The organism is Paraglaciecola aestuariivivens (assembly GCF_052983255.1).
Map to the genome: position 1 here is coordinate 167353 of NZ_JBRKBA010000005.1, position 12802 is coordinate 180154.

At 40.0% G+C, this 12802-nt stretch carries 13 protein-coding genes; 11 read left to right on the forward strand and 2 right to left on the reverse strand.

Features of this window, described 5'->3' with window-relative positions; genetic code table 11:
* Positions 1–13: 13 nt before the first annotated feature.
* The 7 genes from ACVCDT_RS09425 to ACVCDT_RS09455 all read left to right on the forward strand — a co-directional run bounded on the left by ACVCDT_RS09425 (position 14) and on the right by ACVCDT_RS09455 (position 5180).
* The gene (locus ACVCDT_RS09425) at positions 14–898 is read left to right on the forward strand and encodes a prepilin peptidase (RefSeq protein ID WP_447132519.1); all 885 of its coding nucleotides are present in this window, start codon (positions 14–16) and stop codon (positions 896–898) included.
* The gene (coaE, locus tag ACVCDT_RS09430; RefSeq protein WP_447132520.1) at positions 895–1512 is read left to right on the forward strand and encodes a dephospho-CoA kinase; all 618 of its coding nucleotides are present in this window, start codon (positions 895–897) and stop codon (positions 1510–1512) included. The genes ACVCDT_RS09425 and coaE overlap by 4 nt, the downstream gene beginning before the upstream one ends.
* Positions 1513–1631: 119 nt before the next feature.
* Positions 1632–2384, forward strand: coding sequence for a cell division protein ZapD (gene zapD, locus ACVCDT_RS09435; protein ID WP_447132521.1), 753 nt, complete (start codon positions 1632–1634; stop codon positions 2382–2384).
* A 19-nt stretch (positions 2385–2403) separates the two neighbouring features.
* Positions 2404–2646 carry a DNA gyrase inhibitor YacG gene (gene yacG / locus ACVCDT_RS09440; RefSeq protein ID WP_447132522.1) on the forward strand — a complete coding sequence of 81 codons (243 nt, stop codon included), beginning with the start codon at positions 2404–2406 and terminating at the stop codon, positions 2644–2646.
* Positions 2647–2752: 106 nt separating this feature from the next.
* The gene (locus ACVCDT_RS09445) at positions 2753–3493 is read left to right on the forward strand and encodes a glutathione peroxidase (RefSeq protein WP_447132523.1); all 741 of its coding nucleotides are present in this window, start codon (positions 2753–2755) and stop codon (positions 3491–3493) included.
* Between the two features lie 128 nt (positions 3494–3621).
* Positions 3622–4647: an alpha/beta hydrolase gene (locus tag ACVCDT_RS09450; RefSeq protein ID WP_447132524.1), complete on the forward strand. Its 1026-nt coding sequence runs from the start codon at positions 3622–3624 to the stop codon at positions 4645–4647.
* Positions 4647–5180 (forward strand): DUF1697 domain-containing protein, encoded by a 534-nt coding sequence (locus ACVCDT_RS09455; protein WP_447132525.1) that lies wholly within the window; start codon positions 4647–4649, stop codon positions 5178–5180. The genes ACVCDT_RS09450 and ACVCDT_RS09455 overlap by 1 nt, the downstream gene beginning before the upstream one ends.
* Before the next feature lie 76 nt (positions 5181–5256).
* On the opposite strand, the gene ACVCDT_RS09460 is transcribed toward ACVCDT_RS09455, so the two are convergent.
* Positions 5257–5952 (reverse strand): hypothetical protein, encoded by a 696-nt coding sequence (locus ACVCDT_RS09460; RefSeq protein ID WP_447132526.1) that lies wholly within the window; start codon positions 5950–5952, stop codon positions 5257–5259.
* Positions 5953–6347: 395 nt separating this feature from the next.
* Between ACVCDT_RS09460 and ACVCDT_RS09465 the strand changes: the two genes are divergently transcribed.
* The gene (locus tag ACVCDT_RS09465) at positions 6348–7514 is read left to right on the forward strand and encodes an AI-2E family transporter (protein WP_447132527.1); all 1167 of its coding nucleotides are present in this window, start codon (positions 6348–6350) and stop codon (positions 7512–7514) included.
* 40 nt (positions 7515–7554) lie between these two features.
* Here ACVCDT_RS09465 and ACVCDT_RS09470 read toward each other — a convergent pair whose 3' ends face one another.
* Positions 7555–8040: a MarR family winged helix-turn-helix transcriptional regulator gene (locus ACVCDT_RS09470; RefSeq protein WP_447132528.1), complete on the reverse strand. Its 486-nt coding sequence runs from the start codon at positions 8038–8040 to the stop codon at positions 7555–7557.
* Positions 8041–8644: 604 nt separating this feature from the next.
* Between ACVCDT_RS09470 and proB the strand changes: the two genes are divergently transcribed.
* The 3 genes from proB (at position 8645) to ACVCDT_RS09485 (ending at position 12275) form a co-directional block, all read left to right on the forward strand.
* Positions 8645–9760, forward strand: coding sequence for a glutamate 5-kinase (proB, locus tag ACVCDT_RS09475; RefSeq protein ID WP_447132529.1), 1116 nt, complete (start codon positions 8645–8647; stop codon positions 9758–9760).
* Between the two features lie 2 nt (positions 9761–9762).
* Complete coding sequence (locus tag ACVCDT_RS09480) at positions 9763–11004, forward strand: glutamate-5-semialdehyde dehydrogenase (RefSeq protein ID WP_447132530.1); 1242 nt, start codon at positions 9763–9765, stop codon at positions 11002–11004.
* Positions 11005–11624: 620 nt separating this feature from the next.
* Positions 11625–12275, forward strand: a complete 651-nt coding sequence (locus tag ACVCDT_RS09485) for a PEP-CTERM sorting domain-containing protein (RefSeq protein WP_447132531.1) — start codon at positions 11625–11627, stop codon at positions 12273–12275.
* Positions 12276–12802 lie beyond the last annotated feature (527 nt).

A 12802-nucleotide genomic window follows, 5' to 3' on the forward strand; every position in this document is an offset into this window, starting at 1 on the left:
AATAAGACTTTTTATGCACTCAATGTTTCAATTAATGGCCGACTCCCCCTCAGTTTTTATTGGTTTTATCTTTATTTTAAGTTTGTTAGTGGGCAGCTTTCTAAACGTAGTGATCTATCGTTTACCAGTCATGATGGAAAACAGTTGGCGTAGAGAAATTGCCGAATATACCAATGATGATAAACAAGCCAAAGCACAGGCCGAAACCCCACCATTTAATTTGATTAAACCTGATTCTACTTGCCCCAACTGCCAGCATAAAATTCGTGCCTGGGAAAACATACCTGTATTCAGTTGGTTAGCTTTGCGCGGTCAATGCAGTCAATGTAAAACCCCTATTTCTATGCGCTACCCACTAGTTGAATTGGCTACTGGGCTGTTGTCGGCATTGGCGGCGTGGAAATTCGGTTTTGGCTTAGCAGGCATGGCCGCGGTGCTTGCAACATGGTTATTGATTGCCATGACCTTTATTGATTTAGATACTATGTTATTGCCCGACCAATTAACCCTTTCGTTATTGTGGATAGGCTTGATCATTAGTATAGATTCGCCATTTGTTAAAACTCAAGATGCAATCTTAGGGGCGGCCATAGGATATTTAAGTTTATGGAGTTTATATTGGGCTTTTAAACTTTTAACGGGTAAAGAAGGCATGGGTTACGGTGACTTTAAATTACTGGCCGCGTTAGGCGCTTGGGTTGGGTGGCAGCATTTGCCCGTTGTGATTTTAATGTCTTCTTTAGTTGGCGCTGTAGTAGGTATTGGTTTAATCACTATGCAAGGCAAAGACAAAAGCCAGCCAATTCCATTTGGGCCTTATCTTGCAGCAGCAGGTTGGTTAACTTTGTTATATGGTGATTGGATAGTGGCGCAATATTGGCAGTGGTTATTGGCATGAGCCAATTGGTAGTAGGGGTAACAGGGGGAATTGGTAGCGGCAAAACCACTGTTACCGATCTATTTGCCTTACATCAAATTGATGTGATTGACGCGGATGTGATTGCACGGCAAGTGGTAGAGCCTAATACACCGGCATTAGCCACCATTGTTGATAAGTTTGGTGCAGATATACTACAAGCGAATGGCGAACTGGATCGCGCTAAACTCCGTGCATTAATTTTTTCGCAGCCATCACATAAAGATTGGTTAAATCAGTTGTTACACCCAGCCATTCGCCAACAAATGGTGGCTCAAACACAACAAGCCCGCTCGCCTTATTGCATGCTTAGTGTGCCTTTGTTGGTGGAAAATAACCTGACCGAATTAGTTGATAGGGTGCTGATTGTGGATCTTGATGAAACGAAGCAACTGCAAAGAACAGTGCTAAGAGATAAATCAAACCAACAGCAAATTCAAGCCATAATGCAATCTCAAGCAAGTCGAGAAGCAAGATTGGCTGTGGCAGATGATGTTATCAACAACAACGGTGAGCCACAGGATTTGCTCGAACAGGTTAATCAACTCCATCAGACCTACCTTAAGTTAGCCAACCAAGCAGATACCTCTATCTAAGCAAGTCCAAGGTAAAAATGGGAATTTAGTCTATTGATTTGACTAAAAATTCTTTACAATCACCCTTTGTAACTAGTACTGCATCTAAAGCAGGTTAATTAATCAACAAACAGGCCAACATGTCCGAAGCGATCTACGAATTTCCACTCAATGAAAAGGTACGCACTTACCTTAGGCTTGAGCAGTTATTTAAACAGCTTGAGCAAGGAAAGTCTGCAGTTGAAGATTGGCAATACATTAACTTTTTAGATTGCCTGTTTACCTTACTTGATTTATCTGAACGCATTGATTTGCGCAATGATGTATTAAAAGATATTGAACTACATGAAAAAAATCTAGTGATTTGGTCACAGCATCCAAACATAGATAATGACGCCTTACAATTTGCCCTTAAAAAGATTTTACGTTTACGCACAAGCTTAAAAGGCAGTAAAAAGGTTGGTGCGGAATTAAAAGAAGATAGGTTTTTAGCTTCGGTTCGCCAAAGATTTGCTATTCCTGGTGGAACTTGTAGTTTTGATTTACCTAACCTGCACTATTGGTTACAGCAACCCACACAAACTAAACAGCAACATGTTAATGCTTGGCTAAATGAGTTACTGCCCATACAACAAGCAATAGAAGTGACTTTGTCGTTTTTGCGAGAAAGAGGGCGTTTTAGTCCAATTAAAGCGCAAAAGGGCTTTTATCAAGGTATTGCAGAAGACAAAAACGAGTTAATCAGAGTGTTATGTGCCACTAATTCTGGGTACTACCCCATGTTATCGGGTAACAAATATCGTTATGCCATTCGTTTTACTTTATTTATGCCAACACTTGAAGGCAGTTCTGCAGTAGAAAGCACAGTACAATTTAAACTGGCAAGTTGCTGATAAAAATAGGAAGAGCTCTATGCCAACACAAGTTAATTGTCCCCAATGCCAAAAAACCGTAGCCTGGACAGCCGAAAGCCGATACCGCCCATTTTGTAGTAAAAAATGTCAGTTAATTGATTTAGGTGAATGGGCAGACGAGAAAAAAGCGATCCCAAGTGGTGCCAATAAAGATCAGCAAACCGCCGAAATGCCTAAAATAGATATAGAAGATATTGAAGCTTTATTAAGTGAGCAAAGCCAAGATTTTTTTAAAGACTAGTTTGATTGTATAAACTGATTAGGCTAATCGATATTAATTATTTTAAATGATTGAAGTGCAAGGTTATGCTTTCCCCGTTAGTTAATTTCAGTCAAACGGAGAATTTATGTCTAATCCAAATTTTGCAGATAAATCAGGTCAAGCTGTTCCTTCATGTACCTTTGCTACTCGTGTTAACGACGAGTGGGTAAATGTTACTACAGATGAATTATTTAAAGGGAAAACAGTAGTAGTGTTTTCTTTACCGGGCGCTTTTACCCCTACTTGTTCATCTACTCACTTACCAAGATATAACGAACTAGCTCAAACCTTTAAAGCCAATGGTGTAGATGACATTATTTGTATGTCTGTAAACGATACCTTTGTTATGAATGCATGGGCGGCGGATCAAGAATCAGATAATGTGACTTTGATCCCAGATGGTAACGGTGAATTTACTGATGGTATGGGCTTACTAGTTGATAAAGCTGAGTTAGGTTTTGGTAAGCGCAGTTGGCGTTACTCTATGCTAGTTAAAGACGGCATAGTAGAAAAAATGTTTATCGAACCAGATTTACCAGGCGACCCATTTGAAGTGTCTGACGCAGACACTATGTTGGCCTATATTGCTCCAGAAGCCAAAGTTGCAACGGCTACCGCCATTTTGACTAAACCTGGATGCCCATTTTGTGCTAAAGCGAAAAACTTGTTAGACGAAAAAGGCTTTGAATACCAAGAGTTAGTGATGGGTAGAGAAGTGTCTTTTACCACACTAAAAGCCTTATCAGGTAACGAAACTTGGCCGCAAGTGTTTATCGATGGCAAGTTAATTGGCGGGTACGATGAGCTTGCCAAATACTTTGCTTAAAGTTAGTTTCTAAGCATGTTGTAACAAAAAATGGCGCCTAATTGGCGCCATTTCTGTTTATCTAGTTAGTAAATTGTTTGCCAAGTAGATATAGTATCTCTTTAAAAAAATCACCTAAGACGCTGTAAATGAAGTTTATTTTTCTAGTTATTGGATTATCGAGCATACTATTTAGTGCTAACAGTTGGGCACGTCCTATCAGCTCGGCGTTAGCTAACTTTGGGCAAATTTATGCTTCACAGCTAGGTGAAACTTACTCATGTGAAAGCGACTTAAATCAAGCCTATAGCATTTGCTCTGAGGCCCTCAAAAATGCCGGCAATGCACCTTATATCTTGCATCATAATCAAGCCAAAGAAAAAGTAGTAGTATTGTTTCATGGGTTAAGCGATTCGCCCTTTTTCTTTCGTTCAATTGCCACATCCTTGCATCAGCAAGGCATGACTGTAGTAGTGGCGCTTTTACCTGGTCATGGTAAAAAAGCGGCAGATGCAGATATGCAAGATCCTAATTTAGCCGTACGTTGGCAAGCCCATGTGTCTGAGGTAGTAGAGATGGCCAAAGGGTTGGGAAGCAAATTATATCTTGGTGGTTTTTCAACAGGTGGGGCGTTAGCGGTAAATTACACTATTAATAACCCTGAGCATGTAAAAGGGTTATTGTTGTTTTCTGGCGCCTTGGCCCTTGACTCTGGCGTTGAGAAAATGGCTAAAATATGGGGCGTTCAGTGGCTTACAAAGTGGCTGGATGGCGACTATCAAACCCAAGGCCGTAATCCTTACAAATATCCTAAAGTTTCACGTTTTGCAGCCTTAGAGCTGATTGAAGTGATTTTTTCAATTCGGCAAAGTTTAGACCAAGGTAAGGGGCTAAATCTGCCTATTTTTGCTGGCCATTCTGAGGCCGATGGCACCACCTTAATCTCTGGGATTAAAGATTTAATGGCTCGTAATCAAGGGCCTAACAAGTTGTTTGCCATTGATAAAGCATTAGATGTTTGTCACGCTGATGTAGTGATTAATCAAGCTCAGTTAAATGCAATGCAATTTAACGATGCTGGAATGTTAGAGATTGGCCCTTGTGACGTTCCTAAAGCGAACCCTTTGCACGCACAAATGCTTAAGGCGTTACGAGAATTTATGGAGCAACATTAATGAATTCATGGGTACTTTTGTTACGTGGCATTAATGTTGGGGGCAATAATATTATGCCCATGAAAGAGTTAACTGCTTGTTTAAACGAAATAGGCTGTGAACAAGTAAAAAGTTATATCCAAAGTGGTAACTTGTTATTACAACATGCACAAAATCAGCAACAAAAGTTGACGGATGAAATAGCCACTCAAATCCAGCATAGGTTTGGGTTTTCACCAAGATTATTTTTATTACCTTTTAGCAAATTTCAACTTGCCGCGGCTAATAACCCATACAAAGCAGCCGAATCTGAGCCCAAGTCTGTGCATTTATATTTTCTTTCAGAGTTGCCTGAGGTCGTCGATAGTAAAAAATTAGAGGCGCTTAAAGTGCCGAGTGAATCTTTTCAATTAATTCAAGATGTATTGTATTTGCATGCTCCCGAAGGCATTGGGCGTTCTAAACTTGCAGCTAAAGTAGAAAAGGTACTTGGAGTGGCGGTGACCGCTAGAAATTGGAATACAGTGAGTAAAATGCTGGCTTTGGTTAACTGAGCTAAAGCTACAGGCTTAGGCAGTGAATGAAAGTAAAGCTTGCAGCTAAGTATACTCTCGATTGTGCCTAGGAGGATTAATATTTAGTGGTGGAAAAATGAGACAGTTGATGTTTTTTGGCATAATCGTTAAACCAAGCTTCTAAATCGCTTTTTAAGGGAGATTGTGCAGAAATTGCAAAGTGGCTAACAATCTTAGTGATTACTTTTTTAGAAATATCTTTACTTAAATCTAACTCTTTTTCACCTGTGTAAAATTCAACTGCCGAGTCGTAAGCAATTAAATGACTGCTTTTTTTCTTTATAAAAAGTTGAATGGCAGAAATAGTATTGGGCATGTCAAAAAATTCGTAACCTTGCTGCTTTAACTTGTCTCTAAATCCTAGGTAAGTAAAACCTTTAATTGCGGCAATGTCGTTTTTGGATTTTGCTGCGTTGTGGCTATAAAGACTAATACTATATTCACCAAAAGGAGTATCAACGTAGAGGGTGTCCGACGGTAAAGACGGCGTGTGTTTAGTGTGTATAGTAAAGTCAATTTTATGGTTATCCATTAAACTATACATGCGACTGGGTGGAGCACATAAAATCTCTAAGGTTTTTATATAATCAGCCAAAATTTCTCTGGTCCGGTCAATGACATCACCTTTACACTCTGAGGTTTTTTCATCAAGCATAACAAAAGGTGGGAATATCAATACGCCCATGACAACACTGTCTTTGGCCAAACCAAAGTGGCTAAAAAATATGGTTAATAGAACAAGTCTTTTCAAAGTTTAGAATTCTTATTAGTCAATCTACATAATGTAACAAACACTTTAAAAAAGTAACAGTGGGTTTATTTTATAGTACTTAGACCTACTTTAAACTAGGACCTTTGCTTTATCTGGCACATTTAGTTTGGTTAGCTATCTAGTTCATTTGAAAGGTAGGTATTTTTACTTGGCTTAATAGTTAATTAGTGTTGATTGCCAAGCGTATTGCAGATGACGCTAAGGCCATGGCACAATTTGTTAGTTAAATGCATAATTTATATGCCAGCATCGCAGCTAAGTTAGTCATATAAAGTAAATGCAGTGGTGTTTAAAAGTAATATGACTGTGGTAGATGATCTAATTTTAGCCTAGCCCAATAAAAATATCGGGCACAACTCGTTGTTAGGAAGTGCATGGAAACTCAGAGCAGTAATCAAAGTCAGACTCTCACCCCAAGTGAACAATCAAAAAGCAGGCGCCTTACTGATATTCCTAGTATTAAATGGTTATTATTTTTAGCTGTGCTGTATACCCTATACTTTGCTCAGTCCTTGATCATACCTTTATTGCTTGCCGTGTTAGTTGCCCTGCTGCTTAGCCCTTTAGTGGCAGCTTGCAAGCGCGTGTATATTCCTAGAACCCTGTCTTCCATTGTTTTATTAAGTATTTTGGCAACACCTTTTACTTTGATTGGGTTAGAGCTAATTGAACCTGCGCAAAAGTGGGCTAAATTAGTGCCAAAATTGTCTGTGCATCTCACTGAAAAAGTAGAAACAATAAGCGAAGCGTTTGAAGAGCAGCAACAAGCAGAACGATTAGCCAGCAAACCTAAAAAGGGCTTTACTTTGTTTGGTTGGTTTACCGATGATGAAGAAGAGCCGCCAGCTCCCAGTGACTCTCCAGCGAAAGTGGTGAATGAGCGGATTAAACAAGGCAGCATGGAATTTTTAATTGAGGCAATAGGCGCAGCACCTTTAGTGTTAGCGCAATTTTTAAGTGGCTGCATTTTTGTGTTGTTTTTATTGATTTTTGGCCCTGATCTATTTCAAGCCTTTGTACGCGAGCTGCCAACAAAACATGAACGCCAACGCGCCATGAGGTTGATCAACGTAACACAACAACAGTTATCGCGTTACATCTCTACTGTTAGTAGCATTAACTTAGGTTTAGGTTTGTCTACCGCTGCGCTCTTGTATGTGATTGGTTTAGAAGATGCATTATTGTGGGGGGTAATAGTAGGGGTATTAAACTTTATTCCTTACTTAGGCTCAATTATTGGAGTGTTGATTTTGTCTTTGGCCGGCGTGGTGCAATATGGTGTGACACCTGCAGTATTATTGCCCATTTCTGCTTATTTAAGTTTAAATTTACTTGAATCTCAATTTATTACGCCAATGGTACTGGGAAGAAACATGCAACTTAATCCATTAGTGGTAATGGTGTGGTTATTAACCTGTGGTTGGTTATGGGGCCTAACAGGGGTGCTGTTATCTGTTCCTATTTTAGTGTGTATTAAATTAGCTTTGGCCGAATTAGGAGTATGGAAAAACTGGCTTAGGATAATAGAGGCCGGTGCGTAAATCACAGACCTAAGCGGTATGTTGCCTAAACTAAGACTCACTACTGTGGGGTAGTGAATCTTTGAATGGCACCTACTTCTAACATAGGCGCGGCGTCTAGGTCTTCGGCATCCATCATATTGGCAATGCGCTGCATGGTAGACACCAGTTGAGTTTGCTCCCAGTCCTGTAATTTTTCAAAGCGATCAATAAAATGCGCTTGAAGTGGTCTAGGGGCATCTTTTATCGCTGCTTTACCTTCTTCAGTAAGGTGCAAACCCACTTTACGTCTATCAGTAGCCGAGCGCTCTCTGATCACATATGAACGCGCTTCTAGTCTATCTAAAATACTGGTTACAGTGGCCGAGCTTAAGTTAATACTCGAAGCAATATCTTTTACCATACAGCCATCGTGAACAGATATTTCTTGTAAAACAATTAACTGTGGGCTGGTTAAGCCACTTTCTTTAGATAGTTTTTTTGAGTAAAGATCAATCGCACGAATGACTTTTCTCAACGAGACTAATAACTCTTCATATTTTTCCATTACACACCTCTACAAAATGGCAGCTTAGCCTAGCAATAGGGCTAAGTGCGATAAGGCGCTAATGTAAGGCTAAAGCCATTAGAGTTCAATTTTTATCTAATAAATTTCAAGCAAAAATTAAAGCAAAAATGTTCAATACAATTTAATGGAATAGCTTATATAGCAATTGTTTGTGGGTTTTGGCTGGATATTTAACCAAAAAATAGTTAGTATACGAATCATTAGCTTATCTTCTAATTTTAACCAACTAAATAAACGGGTGAAAAATGTATTCTTTAGACGCGTCTGAAACTTCTCAATCTAATGAAGTTAAACAGGGGCCAGTGTTATCAATCGTTCAATATCTGTGTTTTAAATTGTTAATGGGATTAGGGCTTTTCATGGTAATTCTGCAAAAGGTTACCGGCACTTTTTCAGCATCACACCAATCTTCGCAACACTCAGCTGTTGCATCTAACAAACTAACTAGCAACTTCACCTCTAAGCAGGTCAAGTCAGCTAACTAGTTCTGTTAAATTTGGCTGTTAGTTCATAACAGCCTCATATTCAATATCAGTGTCAAAATAACAAAAGCGCTTATTAGCGCAGGGTTAGTATTAATTAAATGAAAAAAGTTAACTGGAATCGTATCGTCTTAAAAGTCGGTAGCGCATTGATCGCGCCTCACGGAAAGGGCTGTAGTAGCCATTATTTACTTAGCATTGCGCAATTTATTGTTAATTGCCGAAGCCAGGGTATAGAAGTGGTATTAGTGTCGTCTGGCTCTGTTGCGGCGGGCTCACATTTGTTTCCTGATGAAATTGAACAAAACATTGCCTTAAAAAAAGCCATGGCTGCAGCAGGTCAAACGGAAATGATGGCCACTTGGGATAAGTTGTTTGATTTTGCCAGTGCGCAAATATTGCTTACACGTTGTGATTTACGTGATCGTGAACGTTATGTGAGTGTTAAAAATACTATCAATAGTTTACTAGAACATGGGGTATTACCCATAGTGAACGAAAACGACACTATAGTTACCGACCATAAAATCAAGGTTGGCGATAATGATAATTTATCTGCCATAGTGGCCGCTGCGGCAGATGCCGACGCTTTGATTATATGTTCAGATATTGATGGTTTGTACAACAAAAACCCGCACAAGCATGACGATGCCGTGCTATTACCAGAAGTGCATGAAATTACTGAAGAAACCTATGCCATGGCCGACGGCGCAACCAGTTCAGTAGGCACAGGCGGTATGCAAACCAAAGTAGAAGCCGCCGAAAAAGCCACCTCACATGGTATTGATACCTACATAGTGAATGGCTTTACTGAGTTGTCTTTCAACATGCTATTACAAGGTAAAAATCCAGGTACCTTGTTTTCCTCACACGCTCAACCTATGCACGAACACTTGCATTGGATGACCCATACGTCTACCGCGCAGGGCGAAGTGATAGTAGAAGACGATTTTGCTGGAAAGTTAGATGCAACAGCCCAAAATGATCAGTTAACTAGCGATGACCTGATTGATGTAAAAGGTGAGTTTGCAGTAGGTGACACCATTTTAGTGCGTAAGCACGATGGCACAGAGTTAGCAAAGGCAACATCAAATTACAGTAGCTGCTTACTTAATTTTATAACCAGTCAAGACGACAAAGAGTTTGCCAACGAATTTCAGCAGCAAACCGGCCCCATTATTTCAGACAAAAACATCGCTATGTTAGAGGACCATTAAAAATGATTAAAGCATTAACTCAAGGTGCAGTAAAAGCTGCCAAAACTTTAGCGATTTTAGATGAAGCTAAAAAAAATCAAGTATTAAACGCTATGGCCAAGGCTTTGCGTGATAATCAACAGGCGATACTAAGCGCCAATGAGCAAGACTTATCTCAAGCCAAGGCAAACCAATTAAATGCCTCTATGATCGACCGTTTAACTTTAAACCAAGAGCGCATTGAGAGTATGGCAGCAGGCATCGAAGTGATTGCCCAGTTAGATGATCCAGTGGGTGCAGAGCGTATTGTTAGCGAACGTCCAAATGGCTTACAAATTCGTAAGATGCGTGTACCACTAGGGGTAGTTTGTATGATTTACGAAGCGCGCCCTAATGTTACCGCAGATGCAGGCGCCTTATGTTTCAAATCAGGTAATGCAGTGATATTGCGTGGTGGTAAAGAAGCGCTAACCTCTAGCCTAGCCATTGCAAAAATATTGCAAGACGTATTAGTTAGCTTTGAATTACCAGCTGAACTGATCACAGTAGTGCCTGATCCTAGCCGCGACCTAATGCTTGAATTAATGCAACAACGCGACAGCATAGACGTGATCATCCCACGCGGTGGCGAAGGCCTAATTAACTTTGTTACCGATAACAGTAAAGTGCCGGTTATTCAGCACTACAAAGGTGTGTGTCACTTGTATATCGACAAAGATGCCGACCTAGAAGTGGCGATGAACTTGTTAGTTAACGGTAAAACTCAACGCACAGGTGTGTGTAACGCTATTGAAGGCTTGTTAGTTGATAAAGCTATTGCCGCCGAGTTTTTACCTAAAGTAGCCAGCAAGCTTAAAGAAAAACAAGTAACAGTAAATGCCTGTGACGGCGCCCATCAATACTTTGAAAACGCAAATAAACTAGCGGTAGAAGACTTTGGTCAAGAATACTTAGACTTAGAAATTGCCGTACGTGTAGTAGATGGCATAGATGGGGCAATGGAGCACATCGACCGTTTTGGTAGTCATCACACAGAAGTGATTTGCACTAAAAACGAAGTCACCGCCAGACGTTTCCAACGCTCTGTGGATGCCTCGGTAGTCATGGTGAACGCCTCATCACGTTTTTCTGATGGCAGCGAGTTAGGTTTAGGTGCTGAAATAGGTATCGCTACCACTAAGTTACACGCCTACGGCCCAATGGGCTTAGAGTCACTGACTACTGAAAAATACTTAGTAATGGGTGAAGGGCAAGTACGCGCTTAAGCTTTTTACTTTTATTAAAAGCGATATAGGGTTGGTGTAATGCCAATGCTGTATCGCTTTTTGTGTTTATGCAGTTTGGGTTTTCTTAACAGTTAGGTGGCAAAAAACGTCATTCCCAACTCGATTGGGAATCTCTGCTTAGTGCCATTTGCGGATCGTCAGGATTTTTTACACTATTGAAGCTCTCTGATGTAAGCAGACGATCACAGCATTGAGGTTGTATTGGATGTTTGTGCTAATTGCAGTCATAGCCGAATCAACCAATGAACGGTTCTAGCTTGCAGGCTGCAGACCTTGAGCAAGTCACTATTGAACATGCTCTTTTACACTTAGCGGATGGTTGAGGTCGTCGCACCAAGATATAAATCTACACCAAATTAAACTGTCAGTTTTTTTGCACTATTTGAGCCAATCCAATTTCAGGCGTTTTGCACCACACGCCCTATGTGTAATCACTTATATAATAACAAAGGTGCACTTTAAGTGTCAGCTTTATATACAATTTGCGTCTTTTGAAACCTCGTTCATTTTTTAACCGCTTGTTATTAATGCATTTTAATTTTTTGGCATGAGATTCGCTTTGATTTTTTTGAATCTAAATCAAACTAAGGTAAATATCTATGAAAATAGCAATAACTCTAATGGTCCTAACTTTCGGAGTCTATTCAGCTCAGTCGTTTGCAACCGTAATTTTCAGTCAAGACTTCGAGACAGGCCTTGGTGCTAACGAATGGATAACTAGGACTTCACAAAATTTTGGAGTTTCAAACGTTGCCAATCTTGGTAACGGAACCTTTGGAATTGGACATTTCTCGACCAATTATTCAAATAACGCGCAAGATTTCTATAACTTATCTTTAGATCTTACTGGTTATCAAAATACACAAATTGCGTTCGATTTCGCTGCAGAAGTTGAATCTGGCTTTGATAATTTTGGTTGGCTGGCTACTGGAGGTGTGAGTTTGCCTATTATATCTGGCACTCCACATACTGGGGGGTCGGGGCATGTACCTCCTTTTTTTGGGGCGACTGGTGTATGGTGGGGGACTGTGAGTGGCAGTTCCGTGGCTAGTTTACAAACATTTGATAACGGCTTGGTAAATATTAGATTTGGACTTGGTACGGACAGTTCTGTCACAAGGCAAGGGATTTTTCTAGATAATATTGTTGTATCTGGCGATAGAATTTCTGCCATACCAGAACCTGCCACAGTTGCTCTTCTCGGTCTTGGGCTTGCTGGTTTAGGCTTTTCGCGCCGCAAAAAATCGTAACTACAACTATTACAAAATACCTAGGCCTAAGCCTTGGTATTTTGTTTATGTCATTTGAGCCTTTCAGTTAAATTAATTCATGCTCATCAACTTTGAATTTAATTTATAGCAAGCTCTCTGCGCTAAAATTGGGTTGGTTAAAGGATAAAATTAGAGTGACCAAAAATTGCTTTTTGGATTATTAGACAACTACCACGAATAGCCGGAAATGTTTAGATTATCAGCTAGGCTTAAAACCAACAAAATTTTTTGGTCAGCTATCAGGCATTTTTTGAATTTAGCTAAGATTAATCAACGGCTCCTAAAAGGTTATGCTTACCAGTCGTAATTAATTCAATCGTATGACCGATAATCGCTCATTCCAGAGGTAGAAGCCATTAGCTTGGGCTTTGAAGGGAGTCAAATAGCAGTTTGTGCCATAAGCGGACCGTCGCAAGACGAAGGTTGGAATTAATAGAACGAGACCGTCAGAATTCTTTACCTATACGATCTGAAACTACGGGGTAGGGCGGTCAATTATACGAAAT